This is a genomic window from Streptomyces sp. NPDC090045, assembly GCF_044747975.1.
Taxonomy (GTDB): Bacteria; Actinomycetota; Actinomycetes; order Streptomycetales; family Streptomycetaceae; genus Streptomyces.
This window is the reverse complement of sequence record NZ_JBIVFA010000005.1, coordinates 444836-463607: the sequence shown is the minus strand read 5'-3', so window position 1 is coordinate 463607 and position 18772 is coordinate 444836. Positions and strand designations below refer to the sequence as shown.

20 protein-coding genes are annotated in these 18772 nt (G+C 70.9%); 9 read left to right on the top strand and 11 right to left on the bottom strand.

Translation table 11 applies throughout. The features are described 5' to 3' along the window. Positions 1 to 93 precede the first annotated feature (93 nt). Positions 94 to 930, bottom strand: coding sequence for a DUF3626 domain-containing protein (locus tag ACIPYQ_RS17575; protein WP_401251822.1), 837 nt, complete (start codon positions 928 to 930; stop codon positions 94 to 96). Positions 931 to 979: 49 nt separating this feature from the next. Between ACIPYQ_RS17575 and ACIPYQ_RS17570 the strand changes: the two genes are divergently transcribed. Then, positions 980 to 1531 (top strand): GNAT family N-acetyltransferase, encoded by a 552-nt coding sequence (locus ACIPYQ_RS17570; RefSeq protein ID WP_401251873.1) that lies wholly within the window; start codon positions 980 to 982, stop codon positions 1529 to 1531. Here the strand turns inward: ACIPYQ_RS17570 and ACIPYQ_RS17565 are convergent. The 7 genes from ACIPYQ_RS17565 to ACIPYQ_RS17535 form a co-directional block, all read right to left on the bottom strand. Further along, the gene (locus ACIPYQ_RS17565; RefSeq protein WP_401251819.1) at positions 1528 to 3102 is read right to left on the bottom strand and encodes a type VI secretion protein; all 1575 of its coding nucleotides are present in this window, start codon (positions 3100 to 3102) and stop codon (positions 1528 to 1530) included. The two genes, ACIPYQ_RS17570 and ACIPYQ_RS17565, sit on opposite strands and share 4 nt — an antisense overlap. Before the next feature lie 2 nt (positions 3103 to 3104). Continuing rightward, positions 3105 to 4526: an ATP-binding protein gene (locus ACIPYQ_RS17560; RefSeq protein ID WP_319732619.1), complete on the bottom strand. Its 1422-nt coding sequence runs from the start codon at positions 4524 to 4526 to the stop codon at positions 3105 to 3107. Positions 4527 to 4545: 19 nt separating this feature from the next. Next, positions 4546 to 6108, bottom strand: a complete 1563-nt coding sequence (locus tag ACIPYQ_RS17555) for an SCO6880 family protein (protein WP_401251816.1) — start codon at positions 6106 to 6108, stop codon at positions 4546 to 4548. Continuing rightward, on the bottom strand, positions 6105 to 7433 hold the full coding sequence (locus ACIPYQ_RS17550) for a hypothetical protein (RefSeq protein ID WP_401251813.1): 1329 nt from the start codon (positions 7431 to 7433) through the stop codon (positions 6105 to 6107). The genes ACIPYQ_RS17555 and ACIPYQ_RS17550 overlap by 4 nt, the downstream gene beginning before the upstream one ends. Next, positions 7423 to 8250 carry a hypothetical protein gene (locus ACIPYQ_RS17545; protein WP_401251812.1) on the bottom strand — a complete coding sequence of 276 codons (828 nt, stop codon included), beginning with the start codon at positions 8248 to 8250 and terminating at the stop codon, positions 7423 to 7425. Before ACIPYQ_RS17545 ends, ACIPYQ_RS17550 begins: the two co-directional genes overlap by 11 nt. A 99-nt stretch (positions 8251 to 8349) precedes the next feature. Continuing rightward, complete coding sequence (locus tag ACIPYQ_RS17540; protein ID WP_008742356.1) at positions 8350 to 8658, bottom strand: hypothetical protein; 309 nt, start codon at positions 8656 to 8658, stop codon at positions 8350 to 8352. A gap of 646 nt (positions 8659 to 9304) precedes the next feature. Beyond that, positions 9305 to 10126, bottom strand: a complete 822-nt coding sequence (locus ACIPYQ_RS17535; RefSeq protein ID WP_401251809.1) for a pentapeptide repeat-containing protein — start codon at positions 10124 to 10126, stop codon at positions 9305 to 9307. Positions 10127 to 10186: 60 nt separating this feature from the next. On the opposite strand from ACIPYQ_RS17535, the gene ACIPYQ_RS17530 reads away from it, so the two are divergent. The 5 genes from ACIPYQ_RS17530 to ACIPYQ_RS17510 all read left to right on the top strand — a co-directional run bounded on the left by ACIPYQ_RS17530 (position 10187) and on the right by ACIPYQ_RS17510 (position 15592). Next, on the top strand, positions 10187 to 10795 hold the full coding sequence (locus ACIPYQ_RS17530) for a LysE family translocator (protein WP_401251806.1): 609 nt from the start codon (positions 10187 to 10189) through the stop codon (positions 10793 to 10795). Between the two features lie 83 nt (positions 10796 to 10878). Continuing rightward, entirely contained in the window at positions 10879 to 11670 is a 792-nt protein-coding gene (locus ACIPYQ_RS17525; RefSeq protein ID WP_401251803.1) for a thioesterase family protein, read from the top strand. 131 nt (positions 11671 to 11801) lie between these two features. Continuing rightward, entirely contained in the window at positions 11802 to 13577 is a 1776-nt protein-coding gene (locus ACIPYQ_RS17520) for a serine/threonine-protein kinase (RefSeq protein WP_401251800.1), read from the top strand. A 59-nt stretch (positions 13578 to 13636) separates the two neighbouring features. After that, entirely contained in the window at positions 13637 to 14656 is a 1020-nt protein-coding gene (locus ACIPYQ_RS17515) for an NlpC/P60 family protein (RefSeq protein WP_401251797.1), read from the top strand. A 204-nt stretch (positions 14657 to 14860) separates the two neighbouring features. Then, positions 14861 to 15592: a phosphatase PAP2 family protein gene (locus ACIPYQ_RS17510; protein WP_361769244.1), complete on the top strand. Its 732-nt coding sequence runs from the start codon at positions 14861 to 14863 to the stop codon at positions 15590 to 15592. A 120-nt stretch (positions 15593 to 15712) separates the two neighbouring features. On the opposite strand, the gene ACIPYQ_RS17505 is transcribed toward ACIPYQ_RS17510, so the two are convergent. Together ACIPYQ_RS17505 and ACIPYQ_RS17500 are read right to left on the bottom strand one after the other, a co-directional pair. Then, positions 15713 to 15943: a hypothetical protein gene (locus ACIPYQ_RS17505; RefSeq protein WP_401251794.1), complete on the bottom strand. Its 231-nt coding sequence runs from the start codon at positions 15941 to 15943 to the stop codon at positions 15713 to 15715. A 133-nt stretch (positions 15944 to 16076) separates the two neighbouring features. Then, positions 16077 to 16292, bottom strand: coding sequence for a hypothetical protein (locus tag ACIPYQ_RS17500; protein WP_401251792.1), 216 nt, complete (start codon positions 16290 to 16292; stop codon positions 16077 to 16079). Positions 16293 to 16424: 132 nt separating this feature from the next. Between ACIPYQ_RS17500 and ACIPYQ_RS17495 the strand changes: the two genes are divergently transcribed. Together ACIPYQ_RS17495 and ACIPYQ_RS17490 are read left to right on the top strand one after the other, a co-directional pair. After that, entirely contained in the window at positions 16425 to 17258 is an 834-nt protein-coding gene (locus ACIPYQ_RS17495; RefSeq protein ID WP_401251789.1) for a hypothetical protein, read from the top strand. A gap of 153 nt (positions 17259 to 17411) precedes the next feature. Then, positions 17412 to 17567 carry a hypothetical protein gene (locus ACIPYQ_RS17490; protein ID WP_327419582.1) on the top strand — a complete coding sequence of 52 codons (156 nt, stop codon included), beginning with the start codon at positions 17412 to 17414 and terminating at the stop codon, positions 17565 to 17567. Between the two features lie 61 nt (positions 17568 to 17628). Here ACIPYQ_RS17490 and ACIPYQ_RS17485 read toward each other — a convergent pair whose 3' ends face one another. Further along, positions 17629 to 17955, bottom strand: a complete 327-nt coding sequence (locus ACIPYQ_RS17485) for a metal-sensitive transcriptional regulator (protein WP_030387239.1) — start codon at positions 17953 to 17955, stop codon at positions 17629 to 17631. Between the two features lie 195 nt (positions 17956 to 18150). On the opposite strand from ACIPYQ_RS17485, the gene ACIPYQ_RS17480 reads away from it, so the two are divergent. Beyond that, positions 18151 to 18771 carry a DUF47 domain-containing protein gene (locus tag ACIPYQ_RS17480; RefSeq protein WP_033225924.1) on the top strand — a complete coding sequence of 207 codons (621 nt, stop codon included), beginning with the start codon at positions 18151 to 18153 and terminating at the stop codon, positions 18769 to 18771. The last annotated feature ends 1 nt before the right edge of the window (position 18772 follow it).

Genomic DNA, 18772 nt, shown 5'->3' with positions numbered 1-18772 from the left:
GGGACCCTGTGGGAGAGTAGGACGCCGCCGAACAATCATTGCGGGAAGCCCCGCACCAAACCTTTCGGGGTTCGGTGCGGGGCTTTTCTGCGTTCACCGGGCAGGTGAGTTCCGGTGGTTGCCGAAGCGGGCCAGGTAGTGCCAGACCCGTTTCAGCGCCTGCTCGTCGTACCGGCCCGTGCGGGCTGCCTCTCCGAGGATGCGGGGGGTGAGCCGACCGGCGACGGCGATTTCCGTGCCCAGGTCGACGTACTCCTGGCCGCGATATTCGGGGTGTTGGCGCAGTTCGGGGACGGTGAGCTGGAAGCCCGGGTGCCATTCGGTCGGGCAGGGGAGCTCGGCGGCTGCGGCCTCGATCTCCGTGTCCCGGTAGCTGGGGTCCAGGACGAGAGCGGCGACATCGCGGGAGAGCAGCACCGGGGTGTGGACCTGGGCCTCGATGTAGTCGTCCAGTGCGTCCTGGTCGTCGGCCTCGGCCAGGGCGATCAGGGACATGCGGTCCGCGACGCCTAAGGATTCGGGCTCCAGGTAGCTGTCCGGATAGCAGAAGGTGGTGCGGGGCAGAGCCGCCGGAGTGAGGCGGAAATGGGCCGAGCCGAAGCGAGGTGCCGCGCCGGCGGGGTCGTGGCGGAAGTTCAAGGCGCCGTAGACCGGGCGGGATTCGGGTGGGGCCTCGTCGTAGGCGCCGCCGAATATGCGGCTCTCCCGCTGCCAGCGGGCTCCGCCGCGGTGGGCGGTGAGACCCCCGTTGCCGGTGCCCGTGACGAACTGGGAGCGGTACACACCGTCCTCGGCGAGGGCGGTGAGGATCGCGCGGTCACCGGACCAGCGGTCGGGGTGGAAGTTCAGGGTTACCGCGAGGGTCGGGTCCAGGGGTGGGCCGGAGGAGAGTGCGGTGACGTGCCGGAGGGCCTTGACGTGCGGATTCATGGATGAAGTCTCCATGTCCCGCTGGTTAGGATCACCAACCATGAGTGACATCCAGCATGTGATACGTCCGGTGCGTGACGACGAGTGGGAGAAGGCCAAGGAGCTGCGGATCGCCTCGCTCCACGATGCCGTCGCGCCCATCGCCTTCCTCGACACCGCCGAGCTCGCCGAGGCGCGGCCCGACAGTTTCTGGCAGGAGCGGACGGCCGGGGCCGCTTCGGGGCGGGCCGTGCGGCAGTTCGTGGCCGTCGGGCCCGACGGGGTGTGGAACGGGACCGTGACCGTGCTCGTCGAGGAGCTCGGGACCACCGACTTCCTCGACCGGGAGATCGAGACGACCCAGGGGCACGTCGTCGGCGTCTTCGTCCGTGAGGGCCAGCGGGGCACCGGGCTCGCCGAGGAGCTGTTCCGGGCCGGGCTGGAGTGGGCCTGGTCGTTGGAGGGGCCCGCGCTGGAGCGCGTACGGCTCTACGTGCACGAGCGGAACGAGCGGGCGCAGGCCTTCTACCGGCGCATCGGGTTCCAGGACAGCGGTGTGCGCGTGCCGCTGTTGAGCGACCCGTCCGCCATGGAGCTGGAGTTCGTGGTCCCGAGGCCTTAGGGCAGGTCCGCGCCGGGCCAGCGGGAGCGGGCCTGTTCGCGGCTGCGGCACAGGGCCAGCAGGGGGAGGGTCTCCTGGGCCAGGAGTTCCGGGAGCTGGGGGATCGGGGCCACGGCGGCCACGTCGTCCAGGACCAGGGACAGTGGTGGGTCGAGCCGACCGTGGGATGACCGTGCGGCCATGCGGCGGCCGTGCTCGACCACGTGCGAGGCGAGTGCGGTCAGCAGGGGCATCGCACCCGGGTGGGTGCGGGGATCCTCCAGAGGTTCACCCACCATGTAGAGGGTGCCCCCTTCGGTCACGAACGATGCCAGGGTGAGCGCATCTGTTCGGTTCGGGTTGCAGGCCTCGCGGATGTGGATCGAGGTCAGGCAGGAGAGGGCACGGGCCGTCAGGTGCTGGGCCTGCTCGCGGCGTTCGGGGTGGGCGGTGAGGGCGCTCTCCAGCTCGCCGGCGGCGCCGGGGGCGGCCTGGGGGTGCGTACGGAGGATGCGGACCGGGTCCTGGGCGCTGTTGCCCTGGGTCCAGCGGTGGAGCTGCTTGAACGGGCGGTCGTCCAGGGCTACGGCCTGGAGCCAGCTGCGCAGGAGCGTTTCCGCCGTGTCGGCGACCGCGGCGTCCATACGGGCCTGCGGGCGTACGGGGGCCAGCAGGGCGATCGCGCGGGCTGCGGCGGTGTCGCGGTCGGCGCAGCCTTCGGCGGGGTTCCAGTGCATGCGGGCCGGGGTGTCGCACAGGTGCGAGGGGTCGTAGAGGAGGACCGGGCCGAGTTTGGCGCGGGCGTCCTTGGTCTCGGCCCAGAGGGTGGGGGAGGAGGTGAGGACGAGGGCTGCGCCCTCAGCCTCGCCGATTGCCTGGGCGGCGGCGCGGAAGCGGTCGTTTGGGCCGCCGTATGTCATGCCGGTTCGGGGAGCCGGGGCCGGGGCCGTGGCTGCCGCCGGCTGGGGGGCCAGGCCGAAGCCGTAGCGGTAGGCCTCGTCCGACGGCGCGGCGCCGTTGCTGGGGGCGCTGCCCCCAGGCCCCCGCGCCTCAAACGCCGGCGGGGCTGGATTGGGGGGCTGAGCTGGTGTGGCCGCTGCGGGCGGTCCGTTGGGGGCGCTGCCCCCAAGCCCCCGCGCCTCAAACGCCGGCGGGGCTGGATTGGGCGCGGCTGGGGTGGCAGCGTAGGACGGTGCCTCAAACGCCGGCGGGGCGGCCTGTTTGGTTCGGGCGTGGCGGGACTTGGTGCGGGCGATCACGCCGATGGCGAAGACGGTGAGTACGAACAGCACCAGGAGCTGGCTGACGAACAGGCCCCAGAACAGGCCCCAGCCCGAGAGGGCTGCCGGGTCGGTGTCCGGCCAGGCGGCGGCGATGTCGTGCGGCTCCGTTATCAGGGCGCGCACGGCTTCCGGGGTCCGGGTGAAGGTGACGGTGTCGGGCCAGGTGCCCTTGGCGAAGACGGCGGCCAGGCCGGTGGCCGTCCAGACGAGGACGGCCAGGCCGAGGAGGAAGGCCAGCAGGCCGACCAGCAGGCCGTCCGGGATGCCGCCGCCGCGCGCGGGGGACTCCGTACGTCGTGCGTCGTGCATGGTCAGGCCACCGTGGTGGCGGAACCCGGGCCGCCGTTGCCGCGGCTGCGTTCGATGGACAGGGCGCGTTCCTCCGCTTCGAGTTCGGCGGCCAGCATGTCTTCGGAGAGGAGGGTGGGGGCGGAGGATTCGGTCATGGCGCGGTCCGTGAAGACGAGGGGGCGTTCGGCTTCGGTGATCAGGTGTTTGACCACCTGGACGTTGCCGTTGACGTCCCAGACGGCGATTCCTGGGGTGAGGGTGGGGATGATCTCGACCGCCCAGCGGGGGAGGCCGAGGACCCGGCCGGTGGCGCGGGCCTCGTCCGCCTTCTGGGCGTAGATGGTTCTGGTCGAGGCCATCTTGAGGATGGCCGCGGCCTCGCGGGCGGCCGCGCCGTCGACGACGTCGGAGAGGTGGTGGACGACGGCGACGAAGGACAGGCCGAGGCGGCGGCCGAACTTCAGCAGGCGCTGGAACAGCTGGGCCACGAACGGGCTGTTGATGATGTGCCAGGCCTCCTCGACCAGGAAGATGCGCTTCTTCCGGTCGGGGCGGATCCAGGTGTGCTCCAGCCAGACGCCGACGATCGCCATGAGGATCGGCATGGCGATGGAGTTGCGGTCGATGTGGGAGAGGTCGAAGACGATCAGCGGGGCGTCGAGGTCGATGCCGACGGTGGTGGGGCCGTCGAACATGCCGCGCAGGTCGCCGTCGACGAGACGGTCGATGACGAGCGCCACGTCGAGGCCCCAGGCCCGGACATCGTCTATGTCGACGTTCATCGCGAGGGCGGATTCGGCCTCGGGGTGGCGCAGTTGCTCGACGATGTCGGTGAGGACGGGCTGGCGGTCGCGGATGGTGTCGACGACGTAGGCGTGGGCGACCTTGAGGGCGAAGCCGGCGCGCTCGTCGAGGCCGTGGCCCATGGCCACTTCGATGATGGTCCGGAGCAGCGCGAGCTGCCCGGTCGTCGTGATGGCCGGGTCGAGGGGGTTGAGGCGGATGCCGTCGTCGTTCGCGGCGATCGGATCCAGGCGGATGGGGGTTATCCCCAGCTGCTGGGCGATCAGGTTCCACTCGCCGACGCCGTCCTCGCCCTGGGCGTCGAGGACGACGACCTGGCGGTCCTTGAAACGGAGCTGGCGCAGGACGTAGGTCTTTTCGAGGGCTGATTTTCCGTTGCCGGATTCGCCGAGGACGAGCCAGTGGGGGGCCGGGAGCTGCTGGCCGTAGAGCTGGAAGGGGTCGTAGATGTAGCCCTTGCCGCTGTAGACCTCGCGGCCGATGATGACGCCGGAGTCGCCGAGTCCGGGGGCGGCGGTGGGCAGGTAGACGGCTTGCGCCTGCCCGGTGGAGGTGCGTACGGGCAGGCGCGTGGTCTCGACTTTGCCGAAGAGGAAGCTGGTGAAGGCGTCCGTCAGGGCGGACATGGGATCTCGCATGGGCGGCACTTCCCTCCAGCTAGCGTCGGATGCCGGTGGCGAACGGCAAGGTGTTGACGAAGGCGCGGTGGTGCTCGCGGTCGCACCATTCCAGCTTCAGGTAGGACTTGCCGGCGGAGGCGCGGATGGTCCGCTTGTCGCGGGCGAGGGCTTCGGGCGAACGCGAGGACACCGTGATGTACCCGACCAGGTTGACTCCGGCCGCACCGCTCGCGAGATCTTCACCTCTTTGGTCGAGCCGGCCGTGGGCGGCGATGTCGCGGGGGTCGACGGTGCGGTTCATCTTGGCGGCGCGGGAGGCGTCGGCCTCGTCGTTGGTCTTCTCGGTGAGCATTCGCTCGATGGCCACCTCGGTGGGCTCCAGGTCCATGGTGACGGCGACGGTGCGGATGACGTCGGGGGTGTGGACGAGGAGGGGGGCGAGGAAGTTGACGCCCACGGGCGTCATCGGCCACTCCTTTACCCAGGCGGTGGCGTGGCACCAGGGCGCGCGGGTGGAGGACTCGCGGGTCTTGGCCTGGAGGAAGGTGGGCTCGACGGCGTCGAGTTCGGCGGGCCAGGCGTTGCGCTTGGTCATGGCCTGGATGTGGTCGATGGGGTGGTCCGGGTCGTACATGGAGTGCACGAGGGAGGAGAGGCGGCCCTGGCCCAGCGGCTGGCGGACGCGGATGTCGGCTTCGGCGAGGCGGGCGCAGATGTCGGTGAGCTCGCGGGCCATGACGATGGCGAGGCCGGCGTCGCGGTCGAGCTTGCGGCCCTTGCGGGGGGTGGCGGCGCGGGCGATGGTGTGGGCCTCGGCGGCGAGTTCGCGCGTGTAGTGCATGCAGGCGACGAGGTACGCGCGGTGCTGCTCGGAGGAGGTGGACACCATCGACTGGAGCTGGTCGTAGGACTCGCGCAGCCAGCCGGGGGCCTGGGTGTCACCGCGCTGGGCCACGTCCTTGGCGTGCGCGTCGGGGTCGGCGGGCAGGGTGCGGGCGAGCATCTGGATGCGGGTGACGAAGCCGTCGCCGTTGGCCACGTGCTTGAGGAGGGTGCCGAAGCGGTCGACGAGGGCCTCCTGGTCCTCGCTGTCGCGCAGGCCGACGCCGGGGCCCTCGATCTCGATGGCGGCGGTGACGGTGCGGCGGTCCGCGTGGAGGAGGACGGCGATCTCGTCGGGGCCGAAGGGGGCGGCGAGCCAGCTGATCCGGCCGATGCCGGGGGGCGGGCCGACCTCGACCTCGCGGCCGTCGACGGCGCGGACGCCGGCTTCCATGGCGCCGGAGCGGTAGGTGGTGCCGCGGCGCAGGGTGCGCTTGTAGCTGCGGCTGATCTCGAACCAGCGGTAGAAGGTGCGGCCCTTGTACGGGACGTACACGGCGGCGAGCGCGAGCATGGGGAAGCCGGCCAGGCTGACGATGCGCAGGGTCAGGTCGGGGACGAGCAGTCCGCTCATCATGCCGAAGAACGCCCCGGCGATGATCAGGGCGATCTCGCCGGTCTCGCGGTTCTTGCCGACGATCGCGTTCGGCCGGGCCCGGCCGATGAGATACGTGCGGCGGGGCGCGACCGGGTGCAGCTGGTGGGACTGGGTCGTCAACGCCCGTCACCTCCTGTGTTCCTCGTACTCGAGCTCGTGCGGGGGGCGGGTGCGGCGGAGGGGACAGATCCGCCGCCGGCGCCGCCGCCGGAGGTGGGGCGGCTGCTGTGGGCGGCCACGCCTCCGGAGAGGGGGTTGGCGGGGCGGGGCGCGTTGTTGCCGCCTCCGCCGTCGCCACCGCGGTGGGCGCCGCGGCTGCTGTGCGTCTTGATGCCCTGCGAGACGAGGGAGGCCGGGGAGCTGATGACGGCTGCGGCCTGGGCGCCGTCGGTGGCCTTGCTGCGGTTGGAGCGGGCGGAGGCGATCTCGTCGCCGAAGCCGGGGACGAAGCGGTAGATCATCGCGGAGGCGAAGATCGCCAGGAGGATGATGGCGAGGCCGGTGACGACGGCGGAGAAGGCGTTCGGGCCCTTTTCGCCGGTCAGGGCTCCGGCGAGGCCGAGGACGATGACGATGACCGGCTTCACGAGGATGACGGCGATCATGATGCCGGCCCAGCGGCGGACGTGGCCCCAGAGGTTGCGGTCGACGAGGCCGGAGTAGACGACGACGCCGAGGAGGGCGCCGACGTAGAGGAGGGCGGCCCGGATGAAGAGCTCCAGGTAGAGCACACCGGCGGCGAGGACGGTGACGAGCGCGACGACGATCAGCATGATCGGGCCGCCGCCGATGTCGTCGCCCTTCTTGAGGGCTTCGGAGAAGGAGCCGAAGAAGACGTCGGTCTGGCCGCCGGTGGCGGAGGCGATGACCTCGGTGACGCCGTCGGTGGCGGAGACGACGGTGTAGAGGACGAGGGGGGTGAAGGCGGAGGCGAGGACCGTGAGCCAGAGGAAGCCGATGGCTTCGGACATGGCGGTGGTGAGGGGGACGCCGCGGACGGCTCGCTTGGCGACGGCGAAGAGCCAGAGGACGAGGGTGAGGATGGTGGAGGCGGCGAAGACGACGGAGTACTGCTTGAGGAAGGTGGCGTTGGTGAAGTCGACTTCGGCCGAGCCGGTGACGGCTTCGCTGAGCTTGGTGACGATCCAGGAGGCGGCGTCTGCGCAGCCTCTGGCGAGGGAGGCGAGGGGGTTGAGGGCCTCGGTCGGGTCGCTGGGCGCCAGGCCGGTGCGGGGGGCTCCGCCGCCTTCGCCGCGCTCGCAGTATTCCTTGGCGGGACCGGCGATCAGCGAGCAAGGGTCCTTGCTCGCCGATGGCGTCGGCGTGGGCGTAGGGGTGGGATCGGGCGCGGCCGTCGCGCGCGCCGCGAACAGAACGACCGCGGTCTGGAGGACCGCGGTGAGCGCGCCGATCCTTCGGAGCGGCAGCCGGCGGTTACCGGGCATAGGTGAACCCTCCGAATTCGGTGACCGCGCCGCCGATCTCCTCGGAGGTGGATACCGGGGTGTCGCCGGTGACTGGGGTGGGGCCGTCCTTCTGTGAGGTTTCGACGACCTTCCAGCCGGAGCCGTTCCACTTGAGCGTCATCGAGATCGTGAACCAGCCGCTGGTGACGGGGCGAGTGGACTTGTCGCCGGTCAGACCGAACATGCCGATGCACCACACGTCGACCGAAGCGGACCCGTTGCCGAAGTTGTTCACCTTGGTCCCCGCCGGGATGGTCCGGCTGACGAAGGTGGAGCCCGCCGGGGCCAGTCCGTCCTTCGTGAGGCCGATCTGGGAGAGCAGGCCCGCCGAATAGTCGGCGTCGAACCCGGCCTGGAGCTTGGTGCGGCTGCTCTCCTCCGTGATTGCGTCCACGATGGCGCGGCGTCTCGTCGTGTTGAACATGGCGTCAGACCCCAGTGCCACCGCGAAGTTCGCTGCGGCCGACTGCGCGCCCTGCTGATCCTGGGCGAAGCCCGAGGGCATGCCGGCGTTCTTCTCCGTCACCGGTGAGGTGCCTGTCGGGGTGGTGGAGGAAGACGTCGGGGGTTTGTCGGAGGAGGAGTCCGACGGATTGTCCGGCGACTGGTTCGCGAACGCGATGGCGGCGATCAGGAGGACCACCACGCCGACCACCGTGACCAGGCTGCGGGCGGTGCGGGGGGTGCGGCGGGTGGGGCCGTACGGGTCGGCGGGGGAGTCGGGGAGGCGGGTGCGGGTCTGTCCCGTGCCGCCGACCTCGCCGTGGCCGCCGCCGTACTGGTCGTCGTTGCTCATTCCGTGTCGGCCCCCTCCGCGTCGTACGACGGTAGCGCTGGTTCCCGCGTAGGCGCGGTGTGGTGAGTCCTCATCAAGTACGGCCGCGGTGTGGCCCGGCTAGACGGCCATTCCGTAGACGATGGTGAAGAGGGTGCCCAGGGAGCCGATGATGAAGACGCCCGTGAGGCCGGCCACGATCAGGCCCTTGCCCTGTTCCGCGCTGAACGTGTCGCGCAGGGCGGTCGCGCCGATCCGCTGTTTGGCCGCCCCCCAGATGGCGATGCCCAGGCACAGCAGGATCGCCACGGCCATGACCACCTCGATCATGACCTTCGCTTCGTTGCCGAGACTGCCGAACGGCCCCCAGTTCGGGGCGATTCCGCCGATGATGGTGGTGATGTCGCCCTTTTCGGCTGCCAGGATCATGTAACTCACCGCCCCTGTATGGGTAGTTCCGGAAGCCCACTGCCCGACGGCAGGGGTTACGCACTATCTTCGCTGATGAAACCGCCGCCGTCGTCGACTTGACGGCTCTCTTTACCCGATCTCGCGGACCGCGCCCGGCCTCCGCGCTCTGACCTGGGCAGGGGCGGTGTGCATGCGCAAGAACATGCGGTCACTCTGTGTATCACGAGGGGTGACGCCGGGCAATGATTGTCGTCTCGGCGTACGGGTGGGGCGCGGGGCGGCCGTTCGGAGCAGTGGGGTCGCGTGTCGTTGGGCCGACTCGCCGATATTCGTGTGATCTTCGTCCATCCGTCGCCGGCGGTGTTGTCAGTGGCGTGCGGTGGGCTGGGCTGGGGCGGTTCGGGTTGCTGCCGGGGGTGCTGCGTCTTGAGCCGTGGCGGGGCTGGGTGTGGCGTGGGGTGGGTGGTGCCCGCGGCTCAAAGATCGGGGCTCCGCCCCGGACCCCGCGCCTCAAACGCCGGCGGGGCTGGATTTGGCTGGGCTCCGCCCCGGACCCCCGACTCTTGAGCGGTGGTGGGGCTGGATGTGGCGGGCTCCGCCCCCAGGCCTCGCGTCTTGAGCTTCGGCGGGGCTGGATTTGGCTGGGCTGGACGTGGGGCTGGGTTTAGGTCCAGTGGGTGGGGCGGGTGAGGGTGGGGGGGAGTTGGGTGGTGGGGTCGCCTTGGGCGGCGTTGAGTTGGGGTTGGGTGAGGAAGACGGTGTCTCGGAGGTCCGCGCCGCGGAGGTTGGTGTCGCGGAGGTCGGCGCCGATCAGGTCGGCCGTGCGGAGGTCGGCGCGGCGGAGGTCGGCGGCGATCAGGTAGGCGCCGCGGAGGTTCGCGCCGCGCAGGTCGGCCCCGGCGAGGCGGGCTCCCATCAGGTCGGCGCCGTGGTGGTTCTTCTTGCGGCCCGGCACCTTGGCCCGTACGAGCTCGCTGGTTTCGAGCAGGAGGGTGTTGATCTCCTGGCGGAGGGGCGTGATGTCCAGGGCCGTGAGGGCCTGGGCGTCGGCGCGGGTCCACTGTTCGGTCTGCGCGAGCATGCGGCGCAGTTCCGCGTGGAGCGGGGCGGCGTCCGGGAGGGTCAGGGCCTCGGCGACGTAGAAGAGCAGCTCGTGCAGCTGCCGCATCACGGGGAAGACCTCGAACATCTCGCTCCGGGTTTCCGGGTGCGCCCGCCAGTCGCGGCCGCCGAAGGTGACCTGGGAGACCTGCTGGCCCGCGCCGAAGCAGTCGAAGACCGTGCACCCCTGGAAGCCCGTGTCCCGCAGCCGCGTGTGGATGCCGCAGCGGAAGTCCTGCCGGAGGTTCTTGCAGGGGGTGCCGGCGGGCTTGTTCACGGCGAAGTCGCTGGACTTGGCGAAGGGCAGGGCCACGCAGCACAGCGCGAAGCAGTTCGCGCAGTCGGCTTCCAGGAGGGGGAGGGGGAGAGGGAGGCGGTTCGACACCTGTCCATTGTCACCGAGAACGGGGTTGATCCCGGGAGGGGTGGGCGTGAGCATCGGCCTATGACCGAAGTGATCGCAGTCGCCGTTATTACTCTTCTCGCCGTGATCAGTCCCGGCGCCGATTTCGCCATGGTGGTCCGCAACAGCTACCTCTACGGGCGGCCCACCGGGCTGTTCGCCGCCGCCGGGGTCGCGGCCGGCGTCCTGGTCCACGTCTCGTACACGATGCTCGGGGTCGGCCTGCTGATCGCCAGCTCCACCGCGCTGTTCACCGCGATCAAGCTGGCGGGTGCGGCCTATCTGGTGTGGATCGGGATACGGACCTTCCGGGCGCGGACCGAGGTGTCCGTGGACCTGGAGTCGAAGCCGCAGCTGAGCCCGTTGGGGGCGATGCGGTCGGGGTTCCTGACCAATGTGCTCAATCCGAAGACGACGCTGTTCGTGGTGTCGACCTTCACGCAGGTGGTGAACCCGGGCACCCCGGTGTGGCAGCAGGCGGGCTACGGGCTGTTCATGTCGGCGGCGCACCTCGGCTGGTTCGGGGCTGTGGCGCTGTTCTTCTCCGACTCGCGGCTGCGCGACCGGATGCTGAAGGCGCAGAAGACGCTGAACCGGGCCATCGGGTCGGTGCTGGTGGGGCTGGGGGTGGGGCTGGGGTTCGCCCGTTGACCGTCGTTGACCGGCGTTGACCGGCGTTGACGGTCGCCTGAAGACCGTTGTGGAGTCGGTTACCTGTCGGTAGCGTGCTTGGTATGGGCGCTGCCGAGGGGTTCTTCGAACGACTTGATGCAGGGCGGTTCACCGCCACCGAGTACACGCGCGGGCCGTGGGATCCGGGCTCGCAGCACGCCGGGCCGCCGGCCGCGCTGCTCGGGCGGGCCGTCGAGGAGCGGCCGGGTGCGCGTACGGACATGCGGATCGCCCGGATCACGTACGAGATCCTGCGCCCGGTGCCGATCGGCGCGCTGGAGATCACCACCAGCGTGCTCCGGGCCGGGCGCAGCACCGAGGTGGTCGAGGCCACGCTCGCCCCGGCGGGCGCCGCGCCCGTGATGCTGGCGCGGGCCCTGCGGATCCGGGTCGCGGAGGAGGCGGTGCCGGCCGTGGTGCCGGGGCCGCAGCTGCCGCCGCCCGGGGAGGTGGACGTGACGCCGTTCTTCCCGGTGCCGTGGGAGACGGGCTACCACTCGGCCATGGAGACCCGGTTCACCGAGGGCGCGTTCGTCGAGCTGGGGCCGGGCACCTGCTGGATGCGGATGAAGGTGCCGCTCGTGGCCGGGGAGGAGACCAGGCCGCTGGACCGGGTGCTGATCGCCGCCGACTCGGGCAACGGCATCAGCTCGGTGATGGACTTCGGGCGCTACGTCTTCATCAACGGCGACCTGACGGTCCATCTCCACCGCCATCCGGTGGGCGAGTGGGCGTGTGTGGAGGCCCGTACGAGTGTGGACGCGGCCGGGATCGGGCTCGCGGACGCGCTGTTGCACGACGAGAAGGGGCCCATCGGGCGCAGCGCGCAGAGTCTTTTCGTCGCACCGCGGTAGCACCTCGGGCACCGTCCCGGGGCACCCCGCGGCACCGCCCCGGTCAGCTCATCCGACGAGCGTCCGGACGGCTGCCGGGCAAGCCAACCCCCTTGTCAGGGGCGGGGCATGAGTGTGGCAGGCTCGGGTGCATGGAGGCCCTGAGAGACACGGATCCCGCGCACATCGGGGCGCAGGTACTGCTGGCCCGGCTCGGCGCCGGTGGCATGGGGCAGGTCTACCTCGGGCGGTCGCCGGGCGGCCGGCTGGTCGCCATCAAGGTGATCAAGGAAGAGATCACCGGGCATCCGGAGGCCCTCGCGCGGTTCCGCCGGGAGGCCGAGACGGTCCGCGCGGTGCGCTCCGCCTACACAGCGAACCTGATCGACGCGTCGCTGGCGGCGCCGCCCTACTGGCTCGCCACCGAGTACGTGGCCGGGCCCACCCTGAGCCACGCGGTGCGCGCGTACGGTGCCCTGCCCGCCGCCGCGTGCCGCAGGCTGTTCGCCGCGCTGGCGGAGGGCCTGGCGAGCGTGCACGGGTACGGGGTCACGCACCGGGACCTCAAGCCGCAGAACGTCATCCTGGGCGTCCAGGGGCCGCAGCTCATCGACTTCGGCATCGCCAAGGGCGTGGCCGAGACGGCTCTGACGCAGGCCGGCACCGCCCCGGGCACCCCCGGCTACACGGCTCCCGAGGTGCTGCTGCGGGGCGAGGCGGCCGACGCCGCGGACGTCTTCGCGCTGGGTGCCACGATCGCCTACGCGGCGACGGGCCGGGCGCCGTACGGGACGGGGGAGCCGACCGCGGTCAACTTCCGTGCGGTGCACGGCGAGATCGACGTCGACGGGGTGGAGCCGGACCTGGCCGCGCTCATCAGGGCCTGTGTGGTGGCGGAGCCGGGGGACCGGCCCGCGCTGGCCGAGATCATCCGGCGCTGCGCGGTGGACTCGGCCCTGGTCGACGACCCGGTGTACGCGGCGCTGACGGCGACCGCGGGCGGGGCCGCGCAGGTGCCGGGGCTGCCGTCGACGATCGGTCCGGGACTGCCGGCCGGCTCGGGCTACGTGCCGACGTACGTCCCCGCCGGACAGAACCAGAACCAAGGCCAGGGCCAGAACCAGGGCCCGGGCGAGGGCCGGGGCGCCGGCCCGTGGCGTCCGCCGCGCTGGGCGCTGGCGGCCGTCGGCGGTCTGGTGGCGGGCGGCCTCGTCACGGGCGGGTACCTGTTCCTGCAGGACGAGGACGGCGAGGGGGACGGAGGAGGCCGGCGGGCCGGGGGCGCGCCTAGCGGCGCGGCGACGCCCGGCGGGGCGGCCGCGCCGTCCGGTTCCGGCCGGCTGGCTTCGAGCCCCGCCCCCTCTTCCCAGGGCGGCGGCAGCGGGTCGGGTGCGGTGCCCGACCACATCGAGCCGAACAAGGTGTCGAGGGACCTGTGGACCAGCGCCGGTCCGAACGGTGGGGGCTGCAACCTGCCCGCGGAGGAGCGGGCGGACTTCATCGTGGGTTCCGCGGTCGACGCCGACGACCCGAAGGCGCAGACGGTCACGGGCAAGGTCAAGGTGCACGTGTTCCTGAAGCCGTACAACACGGAGACGGGCCCCTACACCGTCTCCGTCGGGGTCAAGCCCCCGCACGAGATCGACGTGACCACGCAGCGCCCGTTCGAGTTCGTCCGCGACTACAACCACGGCATCGGCTACGCCAGCAAGCCCGTCGACCTCAAGGACCCGGCCACCGGCGGCGAGGTGGAGCTCACTTACCCGGACGACTTCGCCACGCAGCTCGTGGACAACGAGGGGACCGCGAAGAGGTTTCCGGCCATCCCGCTCGCCAACGATCCCGGTGACTGGACCGTGCTGGTCTACCGGGTCCGGGGCGTCAAGGAGTACAGCAGCATCTATTGCACCGGCTTTCCGGTGAAATAGTGCCGGGTCTGGCCGGCGAATCCACTGTCAGGGGACGTTCCATGAGGCAGTGTTGACGAGTGCGCAAGTTCTGGATGGCAAGCGGGCTCGGGATCGGTGCGTGCCTGACCTTCATCGCCCTGCTGGTCGTCGGTACGTACGCGGCGGCGGCGGGGATGGTGAACAGCGGCAGGCAGGGTACCGTCGGACTGGTCAAGGGGTCGGTTCCGGCGATCTATCAGCCGCTGGTGGAGAAGTGGGGAAACCTTTGCCCCGCCCTCAACCCGGCGTTGCTGGCGGCACAGCTCTACACGGAGAGCGGCTGGAAGCCCGACGTGGTCAGTCACGCCGACGCGCGTGGCATCGCCCAGTTCATCCCGGGCACCTGGGCCACGTACGGCATCGACGGTGACGGTGACGGCGACCGTGACATCTGGGACCCCAAGGACGCCATCCCCTCGGCGGCCACGTACGACTGCCAACTCGCCAAGGACGTCGCCCAGGTGCCGGGCGATCGGTCCGACAATATGCTCGCCGCCTACAACGCCGGCCCCTACCGTGTGATCAAGGCCGGGGGTGTGCCGCCGATCAGCGAGACGCAGGGGTATGTGAAGTCCATCCGGGCCCTGGAGAAGAGCTTCGCGCGGCCCGTCGGGCGGGTGGCTCCGTCGCAACAGGCCGCCGGGGCCATCTACTTCGCGCAGAAGCAGCTCGGCACGCCGTATCTGTGGGGTGGCAACGGCACGCCCGACCAGGGTGGGCGCTTCGACTGCTCCGGGCTGACCAAGGCCGCGTACGAGACGGTGGGGATCCAGCTGCCGCGCGTGGCCAACGACCAGTACAACGCCGGGTCCCATCCTCCGCGCGACCAACTGCTGCCCGGTGATCTGGTCTTCTTCTCCGACGATCTGACGAATTCGCGGGAGATCCGGCACGTCGGGCTCTACGTGGGCGGCGGATACATGATCAACGCCCCGTACACCGGCGCCGTGATCCGCTTCGACAAGATCGACACCCCGGACTACTTCGGTGCGACGCGCGTGACCAAGGATGGTGCGGAGGCTCTTCCCGACCGTTCCGCGGCAGGTCGGGCGCCGTAGCAACGCTCCGTGAGGCCAAGGCCCTGAGCTGCGACGACGAGTCTCTCTTCGATAACGTTGGAGTGATCATTCGGTGGAGAGTGGAACGTAGGCGCCAGAACGGGCGTTCCATGAGCGCGGGGGTTGATCAAGTGGGGGGCGAAGGGGCGCACACAGGCGTGCGTCCTCACAGGAACCACGGCAAGGGCAAGGGGCCGCATCACCATGGCTGGACTCACAACAGGTGGGCCGAACGTGGATGTCAGCCTGCTGTACGAGGTCAACGGAGCGGCCCGGCATGCTCCGGCGTGGCTGGACCGGGTCGTGAGCCTGGCCGGTGAGTACGGGATCCTGCTGGCCCTGGTGCTCCTGGTGTTGTGGTGCTGGCACGGTGCGCGCCGGCAGGACGAGACCACGGCCGTCGAGTCCTTCGCCGCGCTGGTGTGGGCCCCGCTGGCCGCCGCGCTGGCCCTCCTCGTGAACGTACCGCTGCGCGAATTCGTCGGGCGGCAAAGGCCGTTCCGGCAGCACGAGGGCCTGCAGGTCATCGATCCCGGCTTCGGCGCGGGGATCGGGAACACCGAGTTCTCCTTCGTCAGTGACCACACCACCCTCGCGATGGCCCTGGGCGTGGGCCTGTTCCTGGCGAACCGGAAGATCGGGTTCCTGGGGATCGGACTGGCCCTCGCCGAAGGCTTCTGCCGCGTCTACATGGGCGTCCACTACCCGACCGACGTGATCGGCGGCCTCGCGCTCGGCACCGCCGTGGTGCTCGTGCTCGCGCCGCTCGCCATGGCGCTGCTGACCCCGGTGGTGCGGGCGGTGGCCGGCTCCCGGCGCGTCGGGCGGCTCGTCCTGGCCAAGAGCCGGGCGCTGCCCCGGCCGGTCGGGCTCGCGACGCAGGCCCAGACCCCGCCCGCGGGCCAGCGGACGCACGAGAACGACCTCGCCGCCTGAGGCCGATGCGGAATCAGGTCCGCGCGTACGCATCCCATACGGCCAGCAGCGCGGCCACCAGCAGGCACAGCCCCGCAGCCCCGAAGCACACCCGGACCGCCGACCGGCGGGGCCGGGGGGTCATGGTTCGCCGCCGTCGGTGCCGCCGTCGCGGCGGTACCGGGAGCGCAGCCACCATCCGGTGACCGCTGCCGCGGCGGAGGTGAGCCCGATGGCCAGGGCCACGTCGGCCGGGCTGTCCGCCGAGCCCACGGGTCCGGTCCAGGCCGCGGCGGCCGGGGCGAACGCGATGAGCAGGGCCCAGAGGAGGGACCAGAAGAGGGCCGTGAGGCGGGCTGCGGATCCTGGCATGACTCAAGGGCATCCGCTGCGCCCCGCCCCGGCCAGCCGGGCCGTCCGAACGGGCTAGGGATTCCCTTCAGCCCGCGGCCGTTGGCTCCCCTCCGAGACCCGGGCCCCTGGCCTCTCGCCCGGAGCCGTTGCGTCAGCCCGCCGGGTGCCGGGCGGCGTCCCTGCGGGCCAGGTCGCGGGAGCGGCGGGCCGGGCCCGACCAGCCGCAGGTGCAGACCGCCAGGGAGAACGCTCCGCGTTCGGCGGTGGAGGTGGTGTGGCCGGTCGGCGGCTGCGGCTGTGACGTCGGCCGCGGGAGCGGCTCGGAGGCAAGCGGAGGGACCAGGGTCGCGTCGGTGTGCGGTTCCACGCTCCCACGGTACCCGGGGCGGACCGCCGCCGGGGAGGGTGCGACCCCGTGACGGGAAACCCCGGACCTCGTTAAGCGGAGCGGGTGGGGGCCTCGGGCAAGCAGCGGTCATGCGTTGGGGGTTGGCAGGCGATGGTGGTTCACCAGCACAGGCGGCGGCCCGGACGTGCGGGTGAGGCTGTGCTCGCTGCCGGCGTCACCCTGGCGGTCACGGCGATGAGCGGGTGCGCGGGCGGCGGCGACGGCGACGGGCGGCCCCGGGCGGACGCGGCGGTGGTGGTCCGCGGTGCCGCCGACACGCTGACGAAGGCGGGCAGCGCCCGGGCCCGTACGGCCATGGAGATGGCCACGGGCGGGACCCGGGTCACGATCCGCGGTGAGGGCGGGGTCGACTTCAAGAACCGGATGGGGCAGCTCCTGGTGATGCTCCCGGCCGATGTGAAGGGCGAGGACGAGCACCGGCCCATCACCGAGCTCCTGGTGCCGGGCGCGCTCTACATGAAGAACCGCGGCGCCGGCGTCCCCGCCGACAAGTGGGTCCGGGTCGACACGACGACCCTCGCCGACGGGAACCTGGTCACGGGCGGGGCCACCGATCCGCTGGTCGCGGCCGAGCTGCTGCGGGGCGCGCAGGAGGTGACGTACGTGGGGGAGACCGAGGTGGCGGGCACCAAGGTGCGGCACTACCGGGGGACCACCGACATCGGGCGGGCCGCGGGCAGGGCGTCGGCCGAAGTGCGGGGTGCGCTGGAGGCCGCGGCGAAAGGGTTCAGCAAGGACACCGTGCCCTTCGACGTCTACCTGGACGAGCAGGGGCGCCTGCGGAAGGTCCGGCACCGTTTCACGTACGTCAACAATGGCGTGATCGATGTCTCGTCGACCACGCTCCTGTACGGGTTCGGGACGCCGGTGACCGTCGTATTGCCGGCAAGCGGGGACATTTACGCCGGGAAGATCGCCGAGTAGTGGGGCGGGCGGAGGGTGAGCGGCGCGATCGGGCCATGGGCCGGTATCCGGAAATGGTCCATCCGTGTCATGTGCCCCGGGCCATGGCGTCCCTACGCTGAGAAGCCGGGCCCGAGCGTCGATGACCGTAGACGGCAGATTGAGGTGACACGCGTGACTCCCGCAGGCGGTACGACGGTGCAGGACCACGTGGCTCTCGCCGAGATCGAACTGTGCGGTGAGCTGATCATCGCGGCGTCGGCGGCGGTGGAGGAGCGGCTCAGCCAGGACCGGATCGACGAGGTGCTGATGGGCATCTGGTCGGGCTGACCGCCGTGTCTCCCCCGGCTGCCGCCGGGAGCCGCCCCGGGGGCGCCGCCTCCGGACCCCGCTACGTGCGCAGGAGGCGGGCGATGGCCTTGGTGGCTTCTTCGACCTTGGCGTCGATCTCGGTGCCGCCCTTGACCGCCGCGTCGGCCACGCAGTGCCGCAGGTGTTCCTCCAGCAGCTGGAGCGCGAAGGACTGGAGGGCCTTCGTGCTCGCCGAGACCTGGGTGAGTATGTCGATGCAGTAGACGTCCTCGTCGACGAGCCGCTGCAGGCCGCGGATCTGACCCTCGATCCGGCGCAGTCGCTTGAGGTGCTCGTCCTTCTGGTGGTGGTAGCCGTGGACGGTCCCGGAGCCCTCCGCGGAGCCTTCCGCCTCGATGGTCGTCATGCGTCCTCCCGTGGTCCGGAATGAGGGATGCATACCCCTCATGGGTATAGGATACTGGGCCGCTGCCCAAGGGGCAGGGGTCCGTGGTCCTCACTCTGCCTGATGGAGGACACTGGGGAACGGCCGGTTAGCCGTGGCCGGGGGATGCGCCTAGCATCAGCCTGACCGAATCCGATGCACCCCGAGGACCTCAACGTGCGATTTCGTCTGACCCCCAGGGAGACGAGCTTCTACGACATGTTCGCCGCATCCGCGGACAACATCGTCACGGGCTCCAAGCTCCTGATGGAACTGCTCGGAGCGGACTCCTCCGCCCGGGTCGAGATCGCGGAGCGGATGCGGGCAGCGGAACACGCGGGGGACGACGCGACCCACGCGATCTTCCACCAGCTGAACTCCTCCTTCATCACGCCGTTCGACCGCGAGGACATCTACAACCTCGCTTCGTCGCTCGACGACATCATGGACTTCATGGAGGAGGCCGTCGACCTCGTCGTCCTCTACAACGTGGAAGAGCTCCCCAAGGGTGTCGAGCAGCAGATCGAGGTCCTGGCCCGCGCGGCCGAGCTGACCGCCGAGGCCATGCCGCACCTGCGGACGATGGACAACCTCACCGAGTACTGGATCGAGGTCAACCGGCTGGAGAACCAGGCCGACCAGATCCACCGCAAGCTGCTCGCACAGCTCTTCAACGGCAAGTACGACGCCATCGAGGTGCTGAAGCTCAAGCAGATCGTCGACGTGCTCGAAGAGGCGGCCGACGCGTTCGAGCACGTTGCGAACACGGTGGAGACCATCGCGGTCAAGGAGTCCTGAA

Excerpts from the sequence above, each read along its gene's own strand:
- ACIPYQ_RS17575 (WP_401251822.1), bottom strand. The coding sequence starts at position 930 with ATGAATCCGCACGTCAAGGCCCTCCGGCACGTCACCGCACTCTCCTCC.
- ACIPYQ_RS17565 (WP_401251819.1), bottom strand. The coding sequence starts at position 3,102 with ATGCACGACGCACGACGTACGGAGTCCCCCGCGCGCGGCGGCGGCATC.
- ACIPYQ_RS17560 (WP_319732619.1), bottom strand. The coding sequence starts at position 4,526 with ATGCGAGATCCCATGTCCGCCCTGACGGACGCCTTCACCAGCTTCCTC.
- ACIPYQ_RS17550 (WP_401251813.1), bottom strand. The coding sequence starts at position 7,433 with ATGCCCGGTAACCGCCGGCTGCCGCTCCGAAGGATCGGCGCGCTCACC.
- ACIPYQ_RS17545 (WP_401251812.1), bottom strand. The coding sequence starts at position 8,250 with ATGAGCAACGACGACCAGTACGGCGGCGGCCACGGCGAGGTCGGCGGC.
- ACIPYQ_RS17540 (WP_008742356.1), bottom strand. The coding sequence starts at position 8,658 with ATGATCCTGGCAGCCGAAAAGGGCGACATCACCACCATCATCGGCGGA.
- ACIPYQ_RS17530 (WP_401251806.1), top strand. The coding sequence starts at position 10,187 with ATGACCGAAGTGATCGCAGTCGCCGTTATTACTCTTCTCGCCGTGATC.
- ACIPYQ_RS17525 (WP_401251803.1), top strand. The coding sequence starts at position 10,879 with ATGGGCGCTGCCGAGGGGTTCTTCGAACGACTTGATGCAGGGCGGTTC.
- ACIPYQ_RS17520 (WP_401251800.1), top strand. The coding sequence starts at position 11,802 with ATGGAGGCCCTGAGAGACACGGATCCCGCGCACATCGGGGCGCAGGTA.
- ACIPYQ_RS17510 (WP_361769244.1), top strand. The coding sequence starts at position 14,861 with ATGGCTGGACTCACAACAGGTGGGCCGAACGTGGATGTCAGCCTGCTG.
- ACIPYQ_RS17505 (WP_401251794.1), bottom strand. The coding sequence starts at position 15,943 with ATGCCAGGATCCGCAGCCCGCCTCACGGCCCTCTTCTGGTCCCTCCTC.
- ACIPYQ_RS17495 (WP_401251789.1), top strand. The coding sequence starts at position 16,425 with ATGGTGGTTCACCAGCACAGGCGGCGGCCCGGACGTGCGGGTGAGGCT.
- ACIPYQ_RS17485 (WP_030387239.1), bottom strand. The coding sequence starts at position 17,955 with ATGACGACCATCGAGGCGGAAGGCTCCGCGGAGGGCTCCGGGACCGTC.